The organism is Amycolatopsis stemonae, from assembly GCF_054781455.1.
The window spans coordinates 166497-186083 of the sequence record NZ_BAAGUJ010000012.1 but is presented as its reverse complement, the minus strand read 5'-3'; the positions used below and the strand labels follow the sequence as shown (position 1 = coordinate 186083).

General features: G+C 70.5%; 14 protein-coding genes. 6 read left to right on the top strand and 8 right to left on the bottom strand.

Annotated features, from left to right (window positions below):
* A complete protein-coding gene (locus tag ACYVLJ_RS35500; protein ID WP_460441976.1) occupies window positions 1–771 on the bottom strand; it encodes a hypothetical protein in 771 nt (256 codons plus the stop codon).
* Between the two features lie 52 nt (window positions 772–823).
* Window positions 824–4417 carry a phage tail protein gene (locus ACYVLJ_RS35495; RefSeq protein ID WP_460441975.1) on the bottom strand — a complete coding sequence of 1198 codons (3594 nt, stop codon included), beginning with the start codon at window positions 4415–4417 and terminating at the stop codon, window positions 824–826.
* A 363-nt stretch (window positions 4418–4780) separates the two neighbouring features.
* Between ACYVLJ_RS35495 and ACYVLJ_RS35490 the strand changes: the two genes are divergently transcribed.
* Both ACYVLJ_RS35490 and ACYVLJ_RS35485 read left to right on the top strand, forming a co-directional pair.
* Complete coding sequence (locus tag ACYVLJ_RS35490) at window positions 4781–7117, top strand: molybdopterin cofactor-binding domain-containing protein (RefSeq protein ID WP_460441974.1); 2337 nt, start codon at window positions 4781–4783, stop codon at window positions 7115–7117.
* Between the two features lie 11 nt (window positions 7118–7128).
* Window positions 7129–7605 carry a (2Fe-2S)-binding protein gene (locus ACYVLJ_RS35485; protein ID WP_460441973.1) on the top strand — a complete coding sequence of 159 codons (477 nt, stop codon included), beginning with the start codon at window positions 7129–7131 and terminating at the stop codon, window positions 7603–7605.
* Window positions 7606–7658: 53 nt separating this feature from the next.
* On the opposite strand, the gene ACYVLJ_RS35480 is transcribed toward ACYVLJ_RS35485, so the two are convergent.
* From ACYVLJ_RS35480 to benA, 4 genes are read right to left on the bottom strand one after another with little or no spacing between them, the layout of a single operon-like run.
* Complete coding sequence (locus ACYVLJ_RS35480) at window positions 7659–10322, bottom strand: helix-turn-helix transcriptional regulator (RefSeq protein ID WP_460441972.1); 2664 nt, start codon at window positions 10320–10322, stop codon at window positions 7659–7661.
* A gap of 17 nt (window positions 10323–10339) precedes the next feature.
* Complete coding sequence (gene benC, locus ACYVLJ_RS35475) at window positions 10340–12925, bottom strand: benzoate 1,2-dioxygenase electron transfer component BenC (protein WP_460441971.1); 2586 nt, start codon at window positions 12923–12925, stop codon at window positions 10340–10342.
* Between the two features lie 8 nt (window positions 12926–12933).
* Complete coding sequence (gene benB, locus ACYVLJ_RS35470; protein WP_460441970.1) at window positions 12934–13440, bottom strand: nuclear transport factor 2 family protein; 507 nt, start codon at window positions 13438–13440, stop codon at window positions 12934–12936.
* On the bottom strand, window positions 13437–14798 hold the full coding sequence (gene benA / locus ACYVLJ_RS35465; protein WP_460441969.1) for a benzoate 1,2-dioxygenase large subunit: 1362 nt from the start codon (window positions 14796–14798) through the stop codon (window positions 13437–13439). The genes benB and benA overlap by 4 nt, the downstream gene beginning before the upstream one ends.
* Window positions 14799–15004: 206 nt before the next feature.
* Between benA and ACYVLJ_RS35460 the strand changes: the two genes are divergently transcribed.
* The 4 genes from ACYVLJ_RS35460 to catC are packed head-to-tail and all read left to right on the top strand — an operon-like array spanning window position 15005 to window position 18171.
* Window positions 15005–15910, top strand: coding sequence for a LysR substrate-binding domain-containing protein (locus ACYVLJ_RS35460; protein WP_460441968.1), 906 nt, complete (start codon window positions 15005–15007; stop codon window positions 15908–15910).
* Window positions 15910–17013 carry a mandelate racemase/muconate lactonizing enzyme family protein gene (locus tag ACYVLJ_RS35455; RefSeq protein ID WP_460441967.1) on the top strand — a complete coding sequence of 368 codons (1104 nt, stop codon included), beginning with the start codon at window positions 15910–15912 and terminating at the stop codon, window positions 17011–17013. The genes ACYVLJ_RS35460 and ACYVLJ_RS35455 overlap by 1 nt, the downstream gene beginning before the upstream one ends.
* Before the next feature lie 25 nt (window positions 17014–17038).
* Window positions 17039–17890: a catechol 1,2-dioxygenase gene (catA, locus tag ACYVLJ_RS35450; RefSeq protein WP_460441966.1), complete on the top strand. Its 852-nt coding sequence runs from the start codon at window positions 17039–17041 to the stop codon at window positions 17888–17890.
* The gene (gene catC, locus ACYVLJ_RS35445; RefSeq protein ID WP_451976741.1) at window positions 17890–18171 is read left to right on the top strand and encodes a muconolactone Delta-isomerase; all 282 of its coding nucleotides are present in this window, start codon (window positions 17890–17892) and stop codon (window positions 18169–18171) included. The genes catA and catC overlap by 1 nt, the downstream gene beginning before the upstream one ends.
* Window positions 18172–18179: 8 nt before the next feature.
* Here catC and ACYVLJ_RS35440 read toward each other — a convergent pair whose 3' ends face one another.
* Complete coding sequence (locus tag ACYVLJ_RS35440; RefSeq protein WP_460441965.1) at window positions 18180–19250, bottom strand: hypothetical protein; 1071 nt, start codon at window positions 19248–19250, stop codon at window positions 18180–18182.
* Window positions 19251–19254: 4 nt separating this feature from the next.
* Window positions 19255–19581 (bottom strand): hypothetical protein, encoded by a 327-nt coding sequence (locus ACYVLJ_RS35435; protein WP_460441964.1) that lies wholly within the window; start codon window positions 19579–19581, stop codon window positions 19255–19257.
* Window positions 19582–19587 lie beyond the last annotated feature (6 nt).

Here is a 19587-nt window from a genome sequence, read left to right as displayed (position 1 = left end):
TCAGCCCTTCGAGCTGGACTCGTGCAGCATGTCGATCACCTCGGAGCCCGGGTAGGGCACGTTGGCTGGCCACGTTGCGACGAGTCGTTCCAACAAGGGGTGGAACCGCGTCGAATCCAGGTGGGCCAGGTTGAAAGCGGCACTTACCTGGACGTCGAGGTCGTCGATCTCGAGGGCCCGCAGGAGCACTTCGGTGATCTGGTCCGCAGCCGACCCGGCCAGCGCGTCGAGGGCGGCGGCCCGCTCCTTTCCCGGGCGGCCGGCGTCGTGGACGATGCCGGTGAGGGTCTCGGCGAGCACGGGATTCGGCGTGGTCGATCGTTCCATCACCGTGCACGCCGCGGACAACCCGGCCTCCCGCACACTGACGCCGGTCGCTCCCGCCAGGGCCGAGGCCACCGGTTCCGCGTCCGTCTCCTCGGCAAGGTTCAACATGGCGCCGAGGGCGCTCGCGTGGTTCGCCCCGGCTTCGTCGATGCCGCTCTCGTCCGCGGGAAGGGGGGCTTGCCGGAGCAGTTGGCGTGCTTTGTCGAGCACTTCTCCGGCAAAGGGCGAGTACGGGTTTCCGGTGCCGTGCCGACTGGACATTTCCGCGTAGTCGTAGTGGTCGAGTGCGACGCCGATCGCGGCGGTCCGGTCGCTGCGCAACAGCGTCAGAAACGCGCGCGAGACGGTCTCCGGGTCCCTCGACGACTCGAGTTCCGCGCGAGCCTCGTCGAGTGGTGCATCCCCTAGGTGGACGCCCTGCCAATGGTAGGTGTCGAACGTCATCCTGCTCGCCTCGGTCGACGGGTGCGGCGCGTGAGCCTAGCAGAAGGCGGGATCACAACCACGTGATGGCATCGCGAGGAATCTCGCCCTTGATCAGCACTTCCTGTGTTCTGATGACGTCTTCCAGGACCTGTCGCAGCTTCGGGCTGCCCGGGTCGCTCAGGTTCCACAGGTCTTGGCCCTTTCTGGACGTCAGATCGAAGATGATCTTCGAAGGGATCTTGAACAGATCGATGCTGATCCGGCCGTACTGACCGCCGAGTGATTCTTCTTGCGGGTTGGTGATGTCGCCCGATTCGATCTTGGTGGTCGAGATGAACGGTGACGGCTTCTTCCCGCCGACGTGTTGCACGATGGTGGTCTTGGCGCGAGTGCCGGTCGGCACGATACCCAGGTCCTTCTTGCCCAGGCGTTTCGCGTCGGCCGCCGAGATGTTCCTGGTGATGTGCCGCGGCACATACTGTTCCGCGCTGTCGTGCACGTACTCGGCGCCCGCGGAGTTCTTGAACAGGACCTGGCCCGAGCCGGTGCCCACCTGCGTGTACTCCGTGGCGTGCCGGAACTCGCCGACAGCTGTCGGCTTTGTCTTCGTGCCGGGACGAGTGAGGTAAAGGACCCAAGAATCGCGCATGTGCCGCCACTCGACCTGGTAGCCCGGTGCCAGGTGGGCTTGCGCGGCGCTCGAAGTCAGGGCCTGGACTTCCGCGATTTTCGCCTTCGGCGGGAGGCTCTTGAGGGCCTCGCCGACGGCTTTGCGCAGATCGTTCGCGTCGTCCTTTATGGAGAACAACTCGAACTTCGCCTCGGGGTTGACCGTGGCGACGACGTCCCAGGCGTGTTTCCCGCCCTGGGGAGTGGCCTCGAGCGTCGTCAGGCGGTGCTTGCGCCGGATCAGCCTGAGGCGCAGTCCGAGGACCAGGCTCAACCGCACTCCGCCGCTCATCAACGACTTCGTCTCGGCGACGGCCTGGTTCAGCCGGGCTTCCTTTTCGGCGGGTGTTTCCTCCTTCTTCTTCTTGTCGGCACGGCCGGGCTTTTCGCCGTCCCTCTTCGGCTTCTTCTTGCCGAACCTGTCCTTGAGCTTCTTCGCAAGCGCCTTGACCTTGGCCCAGACCTTCTTGGCCAGCCCGACGATCTTGTCGATCACCCAGTCGATAGCCTTGTTCACCGGCCGAGCGAGCTTCTGGAAGACCTCCTTGACCTTCCCCGCGATCCCGCCAACGCCCAGCAACGCCGCCAACGCCCCGATCAGCACCGGGATCGACCGCGCCAGTGACTTCTCGACCAGGCCGGCCACGCCACCGCCGCCGCCCTTGGCGATGGAGATCACCGCGTCCAGGACCGTGTTGACGAACTCCAGGATCTGGCGGCCGTTCGTCACGATGAACTTGACGATGTCGATGATCATCTTGCAGGCGCGGATGAACGCCGATGCCGGGTTGAACAGGGAAATGATCCACGTGATGCCGGCGATGACGATCGTCGGCAGCAGGAACGACACCAGGTTGTCGATCAGGTTCTGCTTCAGGTCGCCGACCCGGGTCTTGAGGTCGTCCCACAGTGCGCGGATTCCGCGTTTGCGGACCTCCAGCACCAGCGGCAGCGCGTGTTCGCCGACCTCAATGGCCGTCATTGCTTCCTTCGGCAGCTTGCGGGCCAGGCGGGCGCGCAGGTTCGCCCACGTCAAGCCGAGCAGGCTCGCGATCATCAGCAGGATGCCGATGACGTCGAAGGTCGTCGGCAGCGTGATGCCCGCCGTCGCCGCCGTGCCGAGGAGCCACGAAAGCACCCCTTGCTGCAGGTGCATCAGCGCGTTGTTCTTGAACTGCTTGAGCCCGCCGCCGACCGCCGAGATCAGGTTGCCCAGGAAGCCGATCGGGTCGCGCAGGATGCCCATCACCGCCTGCGCCGCCTTCGCCAGCACCCCCAGCAGCAGGTCCTTCAGCTCCAGGATCGTCTTGATGACGCCCTTGATGCCGTCCAGGGCCTTGTCGACCAGCCCCTTGTTCTTCTCCTTCTCCGCGGCGATCTCGTCGTCGACCGCCTTGACCGCGTCGGTGTACTTCGTGGCCAGCGTGTCGACCAGTTCGGTGCTCTTGTCGTCGACCGACTGCGTCAGCTCGTCGAACTTGTCGGCGAACCCGGCGGCCGCCTGCTTGCCCAGGGCCTTGAGGTCCTTCGGGAGGCTGTCGACGGCTTTCTGCAACTCCGTGCGGCCCGTGGCGATGCGCTGCTTCGCCCGCGTCAGCTCCCGGCCGATCGTGTCCGCAACGGCCGAGATGACGCCGCGCATCCGCTTGACGTAGTTGTCGCGCGCCTCGACGAAGATCTGGTTCGCTTCTTCGGGCAGGCCGAACAGCTTGTCGTGGCCCCACTTGATCAGGCCCCACGCCCCGCTGTAGCGCTTGTCCTTGTACTCGTCCATCTTGCGCCGGTGTTCGGCGGTGAACGCGTCGCGCGCTTCCTTCTCGCCCTTGGTGAACTGCTCGTCGACGAGCTTGTCCAGTCCGGTGAGGATGCCCTCGACGTCGGTTTTCATCGTGTCGAAGACCCTTTGCAGGGTGGCCGTCACCTGCGCCCGCTTGTCCTCGTCGGACGACTTCGCGGTCTTCTTGCCACTGCCGACCTGCCGGCCGGTGCGCACCCGCTGGCCGGCGATCGCGCCCATCGCGGCGGCGCCGAAGTGCTGGGCCTGCGCGGTGGTCCGGCGCAGCTGCTGCGACTCGTTCTTGCGGAGCTCCGGCGGCGTCGCCTCCGAATGCTTCTCCGCGGCCTTCTTGTCCTTCAGGGCCGGGGTGAACGCCGGATCGGTGCCCAGCTGCTTTTCGGTGACCTGGTTGTCGGCCATCTCCTGGTCGACCTTGGCCGGGCCCGCCGACAGGTCCGTCGCCGACGGCGGCAGCTTGTCCGGGGCCGCCTTCGCCGGGTCGGGCGTGGCCGGCGTGCCGGGCGGGCGGTCGTCCGCCATCGGGACGACCTGCTTGGGGACGGCGGCCGAGGTGTCCGGGGGAGCGGCGGTCGTGTCGGCGATCTGCTGGGCCGAGTCCGATTTCCCCTCGCCGACCTTGCCCTGCACTTCGGCCTTGATCTCGGCGGGCTTGCCGGAGTCGGCGAACTCGTCCGCCTGCTCCAGGTTCTTCGGCGCCTTCTCCGCGATGGCCTGCTCGACGGCCTTGATGAACGCTTCCTTGTCGAACTCCTTCGGCTTGGCGTCGTTCATCTTCTCGGCGTTGGCGGTCTTGCCCTGTGCCACCTCGTCGTCCTTGGGCGGCACGGAGGCGTCCTGCGCCGACGTCGCTTCCTTGCCGGCCGGCGGGTGGGACGCCGCGACCGTGCGCTTCTTGTGCGCGATGTCCTTCTTCAGCACGGCGAACTTCGGGTCGGACCCCGGGCCCCGTGCCAGGCCCGCCGCCACCGCGCCGTTGCCGACCTTGTCCTGCGACTGCTTCTGCGACGGGTCGGCCAGCGGCTTCTTGTCGCCCGCGCGCAACGCGGCGAGCGCCGCGGCGTTCGACGGCGGCAGCCCCGCCGGTTTCCGCTGCGGCGGACGTTCCTTCAGCGCCACGGGCGCCGTGGCCGGCGTCGTGGCCGGTGCCGTCGTCGTCACCGCGGGCAGCTTCGCGCGAGCCGTCGGTGGCGGTGGCATGGGACAGCTCCTCCCACTCCGAACCCTCGGAAAGCGTGGCAGCAGGCCGTCACCAGGACGTCGCGAAAACGTCTTCGCGCCGATCGGGCGAGATTGGGCCCGCAGGAGCGGAGAGAAGCACGGAAAGTGACCGCGGATGCGGCTGCGGGCCGGTCGGAAAACGGCTACAGCGGGAACGAGCGACGTCGCATCCGGTTATTCACTCTTTCCGGTGAAGCACCCGAGGATACGCAGGTCAGGGGCCTGGAAGTGTCCAAAAGTTGGACACCCACTGCTCCATTTGCCGGGCATGGTGATGTCTCACCACTTCCCGAACCCGGTGGAACCCCTCCCACCGCCCCACCATCTCGAAAGGGGAGCAGTGTGACCCTCAGCCACGACGCTCCGGACGTCGGGGACACGCCCAAGGGCGTCTCCCGCCGCGGTTTCTTCGGCTACGTCCTCGCCGCCGGCACCCTGGTCGTCGCCGCCGACGTCGCGCAGAGCACGCCCGCGGCCGCCGCCGTGCCCTCCCCGCCGCAGCCGCCCGAGCTCTACGACCTCAACGACGCCCTCACCGACGCCGCCCTGCCGACCTCGCAGCTCGTCACCGTGACCGTCCACCCGGACGGCACCGCGTCCTTCGAGCTCCCGCGGATGGAGGTGGGCCAGGGCATCACCACCTCGACCGCGATGATCATCGCCGAGGAGCTCGACCTGCCCGTCGAGAAGGTGCGCGTCAGCCTGGCCCCGGCGCGCCCCGAGCTCGTCTTCAACCAGCTCACCGGCGGGTCGAACACCACGATCTCGACGTTCACGCCGATCCGCGTCGCTTCGGCGATCGCGAAGCTGCAGCTGCTCGAGGCCGCCGCCATCCTGCTCGGCTCGAACGTCGCCCTGCTCAAGTCCAAGGCCGGCGTGATCACCGCGCCGGACGGCTCGTCCGCGACCTACGGCCAGCTCGCCTCGAAGGCCGCCGCGAGCCAGACCAAGCAGGTGAAGCTCGATCCGAGCCAGCTCAAGCCCGCGACCGCGTTCAAGGTCCTCGGCCAGCCGCAGAACCGCGTCGACGCGCTCGACATCGTCACCGGCCGCAAGCAGTTCGCGATGGACATCGACGTCCCGGGCGCGCTGCCGACGATGATCTGCCGGCCGCCGACGCTCAACGGCACGCCGAAGGCGATCCAGAACAAGGCCGACGTGCTGAACCTGCCCGGCGTCACCGACGTCGCGATCATCCCCACCGGGGTGGCCGTCCGCGCGGAGACGTTCGGCCAGTGCATCGACGGCGTGCGGGCGCTGAAGGTCGACTGGGGCGCGGGCAGCGTCGAAGGCCAGGACGACGAGTCCGTCCTGGCGAACCTGCGCAAGGCCGAACTGCCGCTCGCCGTGCCCAAGGTGCCGCTGCTGACCAAGACCGTCGACGTGGACTTCGAGTTCATGTTCCGCTCCAGCGCCGCGCTCGAACCGTACTGCGCGGTGGCCGACGTCCGGCCCGGCAGTGCCGAGATCTGGGCCGGCCTGAAGTCGCCGATCGTCGCCCAGGGCGAGGTCGCGCAGGCGGTCGGGCTGCTGCAGACGCAGGTCAAGGTCAACGTCATCACCGGCGGCGGTTCGTTCGGGCACAAGCTGTTCGGCAACCACGCGGTGGAGGCCGCCCAGGCGTCCAAGGCGTTCGGGAAGCCGGTGCGGCTGATGTGGCACCGCGCCGACGAACCGCGCCAGGGCCGGCTGCACCCGATGTGCACTTCGCGGCTTCGCGCCACGATCCTCGCCGGCAACGTGCTCACGTTCGAGCAGCGGGTCACCTCCGTCGAGACGTCGTTCCGGCACGGGCTCGGCGAGATGCTCACCGCCGTCGCGACCAAGCTGCCCACCGGGCTGGGCAACCTCGGCGTCGCGGAGACCGTCTTCGCGCTGACCCAGGAGGTGCCGTACAACTTCGGTGTCGTCGACCAGCTGCTCACCGAGACCGACCAGCGCTTCAACACCGGCTCGATGCGCAACGTCTATTCGCCGGACACCGGCTGCGCCGCCGAGCTGATGGTCGACATCCTCGCCAAGACGATGGGCAAGGACCCGCTGGCGTTCCGGCTGGAGTTCCTCAAGAGCGACGTCGTCAAGGGCGTGCTGCGCAAGGTCGCCGACGTCGGCAACTGGGGTCGCAAGATGCCCGCCGGGTTCGCGCAGGGCATCGCGATCCACAAGGAGTACAAGGGCGCGAGCGCGTGCCTGGTGGAGCTGGACTGCCGGCCCGAGACGGTGAACCGCAAGATCCGCGACGGCGTGGGCGGGCCGCGCGTCACGAAGGCGGTCATCGCCATCGACGCGGGCCTGGTGGTGAACCCGCGTGGCCTGGAAGCGCAGATGACGGGCTGCTTCGCCGACGGCATGGCGCTCGCGCTGACCAGCAGCGTGCACCTCAAGGACGGCCACTTCCTCGAAGCCAGCTGGGACAACTACTTCTACACCCGCCAGTGGAACATGCCGACCGACTTCACGGCCATCGTCATGCCCTCGCACGGCGAGCAGCCCGGCGGCGGCGGGGAAGCCGGGGTGGCGTGCTCGTACGCGGCCGTCGCGTGCGCCTACGCCCGCGCGACCGGGAAGGTCCCGAAGCGGTTCCCGATCAACCACGACGACCCGATCGGCTTCGAGGTCAAGTCGTTCGTCCCGCCCGTGCCCGAGTCGCCCACCGACGGTCTCGACCACACCTACTGAGGAGAAGATCGATGAGCAAGCACACCTTCGTCCTCAACGGGAAGCCGGTGACCGTCGACGTCGACGACGACGTGCGGGTCCTGTGGGTGCTGCGTGACGTCCTCGGCGTGCGCGGGCCCAAGTACGGCTGCGGCATCAACGTCTGCAAGGCCTGTACGTCGCACTTCAACGGCAAGGCGTTCAACCCGTGTTCGGTGCGGGTGGCCGACGTCAAGGCCACCGACGAGATCACGACGATCGAAGGCCTGCCCGCCACCGTGGGCGCCGACCTGCACCCGATGCAGGAGGCGTGGCTGCAGTACGACGTCGCCCAGTGCGGCTACTGCCAGCCCGGCCAGATCATGGCCGCGGTCGCCAAGGTGAAGCAGGTTCGCGCGGAGGGCCGGGAAATCGCCGAGAGCGACCTGGACGAGATCCGCAACGTCTGCCGTTGCGGCACCTACGCGCGCATCCGCGAGGCGATCAAGGCCGGCGCCGCGAAGATGTAGTCCCGGCGCGGAAGGTGGCCGGAGCCCGCGGGTTCCGGCCACCTTCCGGCGGGTCAGGCCCCTTCGGCCGGGGCGTTGTACCGGGCCGCGAGCGCGGTCCGCGAGCGGACGCCGAGCTTCGCGTAGACGCGGGTCAGGTGGTACTGGACGGTCTTGCTCGACAGGAACAGTTCCGCGGCGACCTCCTTGTTCGACATCCCCTGGGCGACGAGCCGGGTGACGGCCTCCTCCTGCGGCGTCAACGTCGAGTCCGAACGCGCGAGGTGGACGCCGCCGGCCTTCAGTTCGCGGTCGCAGCGGTCGACGTAGGTCGTCGCGCCCATCGCGGCGAAGCCGTCGCGGGCGGCGGTGAGGGCGACGTCGGCGCGGGCGCGGCGGCCGAGGCGGCGCAGGGTCTGGCCGTAGCCGAAGTTGATGCGGGCCTGGTCGTAGCGCAGGGGCAGGGTGGCGATCCGCTCGAGGGCTTCGTCGAACGACGCGGTCGCGGCGGCGACGTCGCCCCGGACGCCGTGGAGCCGGCCGCGGGCCGCGGCGAGGCGCGCGCGGGCCGAAGCGTGGTCGCGCTTGGCGGCCAGTTTTTCTTGCGGCACCAGGAACTCGCCGGCTTCGTCGAGCCGGCCGAGCAGGATCAGGGCGTGGGCGTACATGTCGTGCCAGGGCCAGTGGCCGGGCTCGTCCGCACTGGACGACGGCGCCGGGCGGGTGAACGGGTGGAGCGAGCGCAGCACCCCGGCGTGGTCGGCGCGGGCTTCGGCGACGTGGGCCCGCGCCAAGTGGCTCGGGAGCCGCATGATCGGGTAGTCGCTCGCGCCGGGGGCGCTGTGCAGGAGCAGCGCCTCGGCGGTGTCCCACTGGCCGCGCAGCGCGTGCACGGCCACGGCCGTCCACGACAGCAACGGGCCGGTCAGCAGGATTCCGGTGCGCTCCTGCAGGTGCAGGGCGTCGCGCACGGTGGTGAGCGCGCTGTCGAGCTCGCCGGTGAGGAACTGCGTGCGCGCCAGCCAGGCGCGGGCCCACAGCGAGATCCGCGCTGAGCCGCCGAGGTAGCTGGTGGGGATCGCGGTTTCGAGGTCGAGGCGGGCGTCGTCGAGCCGGTCGGTGAGCAGGTTGAGCCAGCCCCGCGCCATCGTCGCGCGCTGGGCCTGCGCGCCGTGACGCAGGCGGGTGGTGAGCTGCTCGTAGTCGCGCCGGGCCTGCTTCGCGCGTCCGGTGGCGGCCAGGCCGAGGCCGCGGATGGCGGCGGCCTCGACGGCCGGGGGCGTGTCGGCGCCCGCGAGCTCGATGGCGCGGTCGGCCCAGAGGACGAGGTCGCGGCCGTCGTAGCGGGCGAGGGCGTCGAGGACGTAGCGCTGGCAGATGAGGGCCGCGGTGTCCGGGTCGCGCCCGGGGTTGACGATGTCCCACGCGCGGCGCAGCCGGGTGCCCGCTTCGGCGGCGCGGCCGCGGACCACGGCCAGGTAGCCGAGGACGGCGTCCCGCAGCGGGGTTTCGCGGGTGCTTTCGACTTCGGGGACCAGGGCCGCCGCGCGGAAGACGTCGCCGGCGCCGATCAGCGCGTCGACGGCCCGGGTGATGCGGGCCTGCCGCAGCCGGGGGTCGTCGGTCAGCCCGCCGGCGTCGCGGAGCAGGGTCGCGGCGGTGCCCCAGGCGCCTTCGGCGGCTCGCTCCCGGGCCAGGTCGTCCAGCCGGGCGGCGACGGCGGCGTCGGGTACCGGGCTGGCGGCGGCCAGCAGCCGCAGGGCCCGGACCGGGTCGTCGACCAGCACCGCGACCCGCCGCTGGAGTGCGGCGCGCACGGCCGGGCCGCGCTCGCCCAGGCCGGCGGCCCGCACCATCGGGTCGGGCGGGCCGGCTTTGGTGAGCCCGCGCGGAGCGAGCCGGACGAGCCCGGCGGCGGCGGTTTCGTCCAGCAGTTCCAGGGGATCGGTGTCGAGTTCGGCCAGGGCGAGGACGTCCTGGACCGGCGTGTCGGTGCCGAGGACGGCCGCCGCTTCGGCGAACCGCCGCGCGGCCGGCGAGCACGCCGCGAGGTCGCGCCGGACGCGCGCGTCGACGACGGCCGGGGCGGGCAGCGTGGGGTCGAACCGGGTCCAGGTCGTCCTGGGCAGCTCGGTGAGCAGCTCCACCACCGGCTTCGGCCGGCCGAGGCTGTGGCGCAGCAGCCGTTCGGCGATCGAGGGGTGGAGCGCGACGCCGTAGGACGCGGCGAGTTCGCTGATCTGCGCGGCGTCCAGCGGCGGGATCAGCGGGTGGTCGGTCGCGATGCGCGGCAGCAGGTCCAGCGCCGCGGCACCGGCCCGGGGGTCGCCGGTGGTGGCCGTGGCGATGACCCGCAGGTGCGCGTCGGAGTGGTGACGCAGGGCGGAGGCCAAGGTCTGCAGGGACGCCTCGTCGGCGAGGTGCGCGTCGTCGATGACGAGCAGGGTGCCGGGCTCGAGCCGGCCGGCGAGTTCGCCGGCGGTCCGGAGCGGCTCGGACGTCGGCAAGCCGGGGAACGCCTGGGTGAGCAGGGCGTACGGGTACCCGGACTCCCACGCCGCCGCGGTCATGCGGTGGCGGGGTCCCTGGTGGCGCTGCGCGAGCTGCTCGGCGATGGCCGACGTGCCGATGCCGGGCGGCCCGGCCAGCAGCACGAACCGGTGGCCGGTCCGGAGGCCCTGCTCCAGGCCGGCCACGAGCTCCGCTCGCCCGATCAGCGGCTCCGCCGGTCGTGTCACGTCCACCTCACGCGGGTTCAGCCGAGGTCGCCCCCGGCCACGGGCAGGACGGTCCCGGTCACGTACGAGGCCTCGTCGGAGGCCAGGAACGCGATCGCCGCGGCCTGCTCGTCCAGCGTGCCGTATCGCTTGAGCAGCGACGACTCGAGCGTCTGGTCGACGTGGGCCCGGAACCACGCCTGCTCACGCTCGGTCTCCAGCGCCGAGCCGCCGCGGGAGACGCGCCGCGCGGGGGCCTCGGTGCCGCCCGGAGCGACTGCCACGACCCGGATCCCCGCCTCGGCGTACTCGAAGGCGAGCGACGCGGTGACGGCGTTGACCCCGCCCTTGGCCGCGGAGTACGGGATGCGGTGGATCCCGCGCGTGGCCGCCGAGGACACGTTGACGATCACGCCGTGGCCCCGGGCCGCCATCGACGGCAGCGCGGCCCGGCAGGAGAACAGGGTGGTCAGCAGCGAGCGCCGGATCTCGGCTTCGATCTCGGCCGGGGAGAACTCGGTGAAGGGCTTGAACCAGATCGCCCCGCCGACGTTGTTGACGAGCACGTCGATCCGGCCGAACCGGGCGAGCGCCGCCTCGGCCACGGCCTGCGCGCCTTCCCACGTCTCCAGGTCGGCGACCACGGCCTGGCCCGCCAGTTCGCCGGCCACGCCTTCGACGAGGTCCGAGCGGTCGGCCAGGACGACCGAGCCGCCTTCGGCCGCGATCCGGCGCGCGGTGCGCTCGCCGATGCCCTGGGCGGCGCCGGTGACGACGACGACCTTGCCGTCGAAGCGGCCGGGCGTGACGAACCCGCGACGGGGGTCCGGGCCGGCCATGGCCCGCCGGGTGGTGACCTTCGAGCGGTCCGCGTGTTCGGCGATGAGCCGCCGGGCGGTGGTGCGGTCGCCGGCCTCGAACGCCGTCACGATGTCGAGGTGGTCCTGGGTGCAGCGGGGGTGGCACCAGGTGGCGCCCCGCAGCGTGGTTTCCATGTGGCCCTTCACGCCCAGGGCGCGGTAGGCCTGCAGGAGGTGCTCGTTGCCGGTGAGGGTGAACAGGTAGTCGTGGAAGGCCGCGTTCGCCTCGGTGTAGGCGGCGGCGTCGACGAACCGGTCACCGTCCACAAAGGGCACGGCCGATTCGGCGAGCAGCCGGTAGCCCGCGAGCTGCCGGGTGGACAGGCGGCCGATGGTGAGTTCGAGCGCGCCGAGTTCGAGGGCCTGGCGGGCTTCGAACACGGCGTCCGACTCGTGCACCGACGGATGCTCTTCGCCGATTTCGTAGTGGCCCGGGTCCGTGGGAGCCGGGGGCACGGCGAAGATTTCCTGCCCGGCGAGCGCCCGGGCCGCGGGGTTCGCGAGCACCGGTTCGCCGACGTCGAGCCCGCGCGTGCCGCCGCCGTCGCCGGGCCAGATCGGCTGGCCGCCGATCGTGCGGGCGGTGGCGGCGTCCTCGGCGGCCGGCCGCGCCGCACCGCCGTTCAGGGCCGCGAGGGCGGCCTCGGGCAGCACGGTCTGCCCGGCCAGGGTGCGGCTCGCGCCGGGCTGCTCGGCCGGCCGCGGCGCGGGCAGGACGACCGCGGGTTCCGGCTCGGCCGCGACCGGTTCGGCGCTGCCGGCGGCGAGGGCGAACTTCTCGTAGTAGAAGCCCGTCGGTTCGAACCCGGCGTCGGAGAAGTGCGTGCGGACGGCCTCGACCATCGGCGGCGGGCCGCAGAGGTAGACGGCGACGTCGCCGTCGTGCAGGTGCTCGTCGCGGATGAGGGTGGTGACATAGCCCTTGTGGGGCGCGGTGCTGCCCGGGTCGGCCACGCAGTGGTCCCAGGTGAGGTTTTCGACCTGGGCGGCCAGTTCCTCGAGCGTCTCGACTTCGACGAGGTCGTCGTCCGTGCTGACGCCGTAGACCAGGTGGGCGGGCCGCGTCGAGCCCGCCGCCCGCAGCGTGCGCAGGATCGACAGGATGGGCGCGAGCCCGGTGCCGCCGGCCAGCAGCAGCACCGGCCGCTCGGTCTCGCGCAGGAAGAAGCTGCCGTGCGGACCGGTGAACGTCAGTTCGTCGCCCGGCTTCGCGCGCTCGGTCAGGTACTCCGACATCACGCCGCCGGGGGTGAGCTTCACCAGGAACGTCAGGTTCTTCTCGTCGGGGGCGTTGCTGAAGGAGTACGAGCGCGTCTCCTCCGTGCCCGGCACGGCGATGTTGACGTATTGGCCGGGCAGGAACGCGAGCTTGTCCCGCTCCGGCGTCTCTAGGGTGACGGCCACGGTGGTGGGGGAGAGCCGGTCGAGCGCGGTGAGCGTCGCCGGGTAGGTCGCGGCCTGTGTCTTGGCGACCGCCGAGGTACTGGCGATCCGCAGGACCAGGTCGGACCTCGGTTTCATGCTGCACGGCAGCACGTAGCCGCGCTCGGCTTCGTCCGCGGAGAGCGCGTCGTCGAGGTAGGTGCCGCCGTCGAACTCGCCGGACTCGCAGAACGCTTTGCACGTGCCGCAGGCGCCGTCGCGGCAGTCGAGCGGGATGTTGATGCGCTGCCGGTAGGACGCGTCCGCGACGGTCTGGTCCGGCCCGCAGGTGATGAACCGGGTGACACCGTCCTCGAAGGACAGTGCTACTTGGTGCGTCATGGCGGGCCTCAGATGTGGTAGACGTCGACGACGTGGTGGATGTAGTCGTTCTTCAGCACCACGGTCTTGCGGCGGATCAGCGGCGCCGGGCCGGAGAAGTCGATGGTGTAGAACGATGTCCCGTAGTACGGGTCCACGGTCCTGTACCGGAAGTACATGGTGTGCCAGTTGAACCGGACGTCCACGAGGTCCCCGCGCCGCTCGATCAGCTCGACGTTCGTGATGTTGTGGCTGGTGCGCGGTTCCGGGATCGACGTCGCGCTGGAGCGCTCGGTGCGGATCCGGAACACCCGGTCCTCCAGCCCGCCCTTGTCCGGGTAGAAGATCAGCGAGATCGACGTCTGGGGGTCTTCGGTGAGCAGGTCGTCGTCGCCCCAGGACGGCATCCAGTAGACGACGTCGTCGGCGTAGCACTCCAGCCACTTCTCGAACTCGCGGTCGTCGAGGTAGCGGGCTTCGCGGTAGAGGAACTGTTCGATGTCGTGCTGGGTGATCGTCTTTTCGGCCGTGGTCATCGGGTTTCTCCTCGCTCCGCGGCGATCGCGGCCCGCATGGTTTCGCGCCAGTAGCCGTGCTGGACCGGGTACAGGCCTTCGTCCTCGTTCTTCTTGCCCGCCGAGATGACGCCCTTCATGTCGAGGGCCTCGGCGACCTCGTCCGGGCCCGTGAGCCAGTGCTGCGCGCCGCGGCTCATGTCGTTCCAGGGCGCGGCGGTGGCGCGGAAGGTGAGCTGGCAGGAGCGGAACTCCTCCAGGTCGTCCGGGGTGGCCATGCCGGAGGCGTTGAAGAAGTCCTCGTACTGGCGGATCCGCCACGCGCGGGCGTCGGCGCTCTCGCCCTTCGGCGCGATGCAGTAGATGGTGACCTCGGTCTTGTCCGGCGCGATCGGGCGGAAGTGCCGGATCTGCGTGGAGAACTGGTCCATCAGGTACACGTTGGGGTACAGGCAGAGGTTGCGGGAGCCGCGGACCATGAACTCGCCCTTGGCGTCGCCGAACTTCTCCTTCAGCTCGGCCATCCGGTTCCACAGTGGACGGTCCTGCGGGTTGCCCGCCCACGTCCACAGGCACAGGTGGCCGTTGGGGTAGGACCAGTAGCCGCCGCCGGACTTGCCCCAGCTGCCGGCGTCGAGGGTCTTGGTGCTGTTCTTGGACTCGCCGGTGTTGCGGCGCGCGGTCGTCGCCGCGTAGTTCCAGTGCGTGGCGGTGACGTGGTAGCCGTCGGCGCCGTTCTCGGCCTGGACCTTCCAGTTGCCGTCGTAGGTGTAGGTCGACGCGCCGCGCAGCACTTCCAGGCCGTCAGGGGACTGGTCGACGAGCATGTCGATCACCTTGGTCGTGTCGCCGAGGTGCTCGTCGAGTGTCGTGACGTCGGGGTTGAGGCTGCCGAAGAGGAACCCGCGGTAGGACTCGAACCGGGCGACCTTCGTCAGGTTGTGGGAGCCGTCGGTGTCGAAGGAGTCGGGGTAGCCGGCACCGTCGGGGTCCTTGACCTTGAGCAGCTTGCCGTCGTTGCGGAACGTCCAGCCGTGGAACGGGCAGGTCAGCGTGGTGCGGTTGTCGGTCTTGCGGCGGCAGATCATCGCCCCGCGGTGGGCGCAGGCGTTGATCAGGCAGTGCAGTTCGCCGTCCTTGTCGCGGGTGATGACCACCGGCTGACGGCCGATGTAGGTGGTGAAGTAGTCGCCGGGGTTCGCCAGCTGGCTCTCGTGGGCGAGGTAGATCCAGTTGCCCTCGAAAATGTGCTTCATCTCGAGCTCGAAGACCTCTTCGTCGGTGAAGATCCGCCGGTTCGCGCGGTAGACACCCGCCTCGGGGTCTTCGACGACGGCGTCGGCGACGACGGCGGACACGTGCTCCAGCATCTCGGTCATGGATCCTCCAGCGGCGCGGATCGGCTCTGATCGTCCGAACCATGACAGACCGTGCGACCCGTCACACCGGACATCTGCCTAGATCTGACCCAGGGTGCGATTGATAGGTACTGTTTATCAATCGGTCGAAATAAAGTCTTTGTCTTCGATCAGCTTCCTCCCTACCGTGAGGAGATCGGCGGCAACGGCTCGTGAGGAGGTCCGCCATGGAACTGCGCCACCTGCGTTACCTCGCCGCCGTCGCCGAGACGTGCCACTTCGGCCGCGCGGCCGAGCAGCTGCACATCGCCCAGCCGGCACTGTCGCACACCATCCGGCAGCTGGAGGACGAGCTGGGCGTGGCGCTGCTGGCCCGCACGACCCGGCAGGTCCGGGTCACCCCGGCCGGCGAGTTCTTCCTCGCCGAAGCCCAGCGGGTGCTCGCGGCCGTCGACGCCGGGGTGCGCGGCGTCCGGCGGATCGGCGAAGGCAAGCTCGGCCTGGTCCGGATCGGCTTCACCGGGACCGCCGCGTTCTCCCACCTGCCGCACCTGGCCCGGGCGCTCGCACAGCGGGTCCCGCAGGTCGAGCTGGAGGTCCGCGCCGACCTGCTCACGGCCGAGCAGTGCGAGCTCCTCCGCACCGGCACGCTCGGCATCGGCGTGCTGCGCCCGCCGGTCACCGGGGACGACATCGACTTCCGCGTGATCGAGGCCGAACCGCTCATCCTCGCCGTCCCGGCCGACCACCGGCTGGCCGTCGAGCCGGTGGTGGCGATGACCGACCTGCGGGCCGAACCGCTGGTCACCTACACCGGGCGCAACTCGGTGGTGCACGAGGCGGTCGCGCGCAGCTGCCGTGAAGCGGGTTTCACCCCGCGGCAGCAGCACGAGGCCCCCGGCACCGCGGCCCTGCTCGCGCTGGTCGCCGGCGGGCTCGGCATCGGCGTCGTGCCCGCGTCCGCGCGGTCCCTGCCGCTGGCGGGCGTCGTCTTCCGGGACCTGGCCGGGGCCGCGACCGTCGAACTGGCGCTGGCCTGGCACCGCGAAACCCCGTCCCCGCTCGTCTCGACCGTCCTCGCCGCGCTCGAGGACGTCTTCCCGTCCACCCGACCACCGGCAGAGGTCAGCTGATGAAGATCACGCACGTCGAGGCGATCCCGTTCGCGATCCCCTACCGCAAACCGCTGCGGTTCGCCTCCGGCGAGGTCCACGCCGCCGAGCACGTCCTCGTCCGGGTGCACACCGACGACGGCGTCGTCGGCGTCGCCGAAGCGCCGCCGCGGCCGTTCACCTACGGCGAGACCCAGGCCGGGATCGTCGCCGTCGTCGACTCGATCTTCGCGCCGCAGGTCACCGGGCTCAGCCTGCTCGACCGCGAAACCGTCCACACGCGACTCGCCCGCACCGTCGGCAACCCGACCGCCAAGTCGGCGATCGACATGGCCATCTGGGACGCGCTCGGGCGCAGCCTCGACGTCTCGGTGACCGAGCTGCTCGGCGGCTACACCGACCGGATGCGCGTGGCGCACATGCTCGGGTTCGACGAGCCCGCCGCGATGGTCGCCGAAGCCGAGAAGATGCGCCAGACCCACGGCATCACGACGTTCAAGGTCAAGGTCGGCCGCCGCCCGGTGTCCCTCGACACCGCGGTCGTGCGCGCGCTGCGGGAGCACTTCGGCGCCGGCGTCGACCTCTACGTGGACGGCAACCGCGGCTGGACCGCCGCCGAGTCGGCCCGCGCCATGCGGGAAATGGCCGACCTCGACCTGCTCTTCGCCGAGGAACTGTGCCCGGCCGACGACGTCCTCGGCCGCCGGTGGCTCGTCTCGCGGCTGGACGTCCCGTTCATCGCCGACGAGTCCGCCGTGACGCCCGCCGACGTCACCCGCGAGGTCCTCGGCGGCTCGGCGACGGCGGTGAGCATCAAGACCGCCCGGACCGGCTTCACCCGGTCGCAGCGCACCCACCACCTCGCCGAGGGCCTCGGCCTGGAAGTCGTGATGGGCAACCAGATCGACGGCCAGCTGGGCTCCCTGTGCACGGTCGCCTTCGGGGCCGCCTTCGAGCTGACGTCACGCCGCGCGGGCGAGCTGTCCAACTTCCTCGACATGAGCGACGACCTGCTCACCGAGCCGCTGTGCATCAGCGACGGCGAACTCGCCGTCCGGCCCGGCGCCGGCCTCGGCGCGTCGATCGATCCCGAAAAGCTCCGGCGCTACCGCCAGGACCGCTGACCCCACCACGAATCAAGGAGCATTCATGACCGCCATCCACGAGACCGCGACCGCCGCGGCTTCGGGCGCCAACGCCACCGAGCGCTTCAAGAGCGACAAGTTCGCCGGCGTCGCCGGGACACCGCCGGAGCGCGTCAGCCTGCTCGCGCGCGAAGTCCTCGAAGCCGTGCACGGCACGATCCGCAAGCACAAGGTGACCTACGACGAGTACAACGCGCTCAAGTCGTGGCTGATCGGCGTCGGCGAAGACGGCGAATGGCCGCTGTTCCTGGACGTCTGGGTCGAGCACGTCGTCGAAGAGGTCGCGACCGAGCACCGCGAGGGCAACAAGGGCACCATCGAAGGCCCGTACTACGTCCCCGGCGCCCCCGAGCAGGGCGCGCGAGGTTCGGTGCCGACGCGGGAGAACGAGCCCGGCACGCCGCTGACCTGGACGGGCCGGGTCACCTCGACCGACGGGTCCGCGCTGGCCGGGGCGAAGGTCGAGCTGTGGCACGCCGACGCCGACGGCTTCTACTCCCAGTTCGCGCCGAACATCCCGGAGTGGAACCTGCGGGCGTCCTTCACCGCCGACGAGTCCGGCCGCTTCGAGATCCACACGGTCCGCCCGGCCCCGTACCAGATCCCCACGGACGGCGCGTGCGGCAAGCTGATCGCGGCGGCCGGCTGGCACGCGTGGCGCCCGGCGCACCTGCACGTCAAGGTGTCGGCCCCGGGCCACGAACTGCTGACGGCCCAGCTGTACTTCCCGGGCGACGAGCACAACGACGACGACATCGCCTCGGCGGTCAAGCCGGAACTGCTCCTGAACCCCCGCCCGGTGAACGGCGGCGAGGCCATCGAATACGGCTTCGTCCTCGACCCGGAGCGGTCCTGATGCTGTACCACGTTCGCATGGACGTCCACCTGCCGGCGAACCTGGACCCGGCCACGCGAGCGGACCTCATCGAGCGTGAGAAGGCGTACAGCCAGAGGCTGCAGCGCGAAGGCAGGTGGCCGCACCTGTGGCGGATAGCCGGGGAGTACGCGAACTTCTCGGTACTGGACGTCGCCGACCACGACGAGCTGCACGCACTGTTGTCGGGGTTGCCGTTGTTCCCGTACATGGACATCGACGTCACCCCGCTGGCCGCGCACCCGTCGAAGATCGCGGACTGACCGGCGGGTCAGGACGACGGCAGGATTCCCGCGACGGCGGTGCCGAGGGCGGTCGCCTCGTCGCAGGGACGGTCCGTCGCTCTCTTCGCCGCGACGTCCACGTCGACGAACTCCGTGATCGTCTTTCCCGGGCCCGCTGGGAATTCCCGGTAGGACACCTGGATCGCGCAGTGCCGCGTCGATTTCTCCGTCATGAACAAGGGATGGCCGGAAGGCGAACTCAACGGCGTCGTCGCGGGGGGCCGTTCGCTCCGGTCGAACCGGACGGTCACTGTGGTCCCGGTGGCGGCCGTCCACTGGCAGGACCAGTTGCCGAAGCCGGGTTTCGGGGGGCCCAAGGCCGGTTGAGCCCGGTCGAGCGTCTTGCACGCGTTCGCGCCGATCAAGGACTGGCGTGGCAAGCTGCTCGCCCGCGTCGGCAGCCCGTGCTGGCGGAAGACCGTCGCCGCTTCGGCCATCAGGGTGTCGGCGAGTGCGCACGGGTCGCCGTCCCGGTCGACGGCGTCGATGATCGCCACGATGTCCTCGCGCAGCGGGGTGGTCCGCTCGCAGCTGTCGACGACCACCAGGTCGGCGCTCGACCGGGGCTGGTGCGCGGTGGCGAGCGTGAGGGCGACCTCGGCCACTCGACGTCCGTCGCGCGTGACCGATGCCGTGCAGTGGTCGAACGTGCCGGTCGTGTCGTCGAGTTCCGTCCGGCCGAGCGCGTCCAGGGTTCCGGTGTCGAGCAGCCCGCAGGGGTCGGCCACCGCGAAGGGCGGCCCGGAACCGCCGTCGGAGGCGGCGACCCCGATGACCGCCGACGGCAGTGTGTTCAGCATGAAGAACCCCGCGCCCAGGACGAGAACCGTGGCCGCGGACAGCGCCCCGACGAGGCCCTTGCCCCACCGCCGGGCCGTGACGCGGGCCCGGGGTGACCGCACGACGTAGCTGTCCGGCGTCTCTTCGGGGGTGAACGCGGGCGACGCGTCCGTCATCGCGGCGACCAGCCGCGGCAGCCGGTGGGCCGGGAGCCGGTGCGCGGGCGCCGGGGAGTCGGCGAGCGCGTGGAGCACGCGCCGGGGTACTGAAGGGGGCACGGTGTCAATCGCCTCCGCCGATTTCGCGGGTGGGCTCTTCCGGGGGCAGCAACCGAATGGCGTACCGGCAGGCTTTTTTCACCACGACCGGTGCGCCGGCCCCGAACCCGAAGGCGACGAAGCCGTTGGAAATGATCGTGGTCGTCGCGAGTGCGGCTGTCGCGGCGGTGGCGATGCCCAGGTGCAGCCCGACCGAGGTGGCGTAGAGGCCGCCGCCCGGCCCATCGGGCGGGGTCCACGGCCACTTCTTGGCCCGCTCACTCGCTTCGAGCAGCAGGAGGGCCCGGTTCGCCGCCGCGCCGATCAGGCCCCAGAGGGCGTACTGCCACATGGCGAC

Excerpts from the sequence above, each read along its gene's own strand:
- ACYVLJ_RS35460 (WP_460441968.1), top strand. The coding sequence starts at position 15,005 with ATGGAACTGCGCCACCTGCGTTACCTCGCCGCCGTCGCCGAGACGTGC.
- ACYVLJ_RS35435 (WP_460441964.1), bottom strand. The coding sequence starts at position 19,581 with ATGTGGCAGTACGCCCTCTGGGGCCTGATCGGCGCGGCGGCGAACCGG.
- catC (WP_451976741.1), top strand. The coding sequence starts at position 17,890 with ATGCTGTACCACGTTCGCATGGACGTCCACCTGCCGGCGAACCTGGAC.
- ACYVLJ_RS35500 (WP_460441976.1), bottom strand. The coding sequence starts at position 771 with ATGACGTTCGACACCTACCATTGGCAGGGCGTCCACCTAGGGGATGCA.
- ACYVLJ_RS35495 (WP_460441975.1), bottom strand. The coding sequence starts at position 4,417 with ATGCCACCGCCACCGACGGCTCGCGCGAAGCTGCCCGCGGTGACGACG.
- ACYVLJ_RS35455 (WP_460441967.1), top strand. The coding sequence starts at position 15,910 with ATGAAGATCACGCACGTCGAGGCGATCCCGTTCGCGATCCCCTACCGC.
- benC (WP_460441971.1), bottom strand. The coding sequence starts at position 12,925 with ATGACGCACCAAGTAGCACTGTCCTTCGAGGACGGTGTCACCCGGTTC.
- ACYVLJ_RS35485 (WP_460441973.1), top strand. The coding sequence starts at position 7,129 with ATGAGCAAGCACACCTTCGTCCTCAACGGGAAGCCGGTGACCGTCGAC.
- benB (WP_460441970.1), bottom strand. The coding sequence starts at position 13,440 with ATGACCACGGCCGAAAAGACGATCACCCAGCACGACATCGAACAGTTC.
- benA (WP_460441969.1), bottom strand. The coding sequence starts at position 14,798 with ATGACCGAGATGCTGGAGCACGTGTCCGCCGTCGTCGCCGACGCCGTC.
- catA (WP_460441966.1), top strand. The coding sequence starts at position 17,039 with ATGACCGCCATCCACGAGACCGCGACCGCCGCGGCTTCGGGCGCCAAC.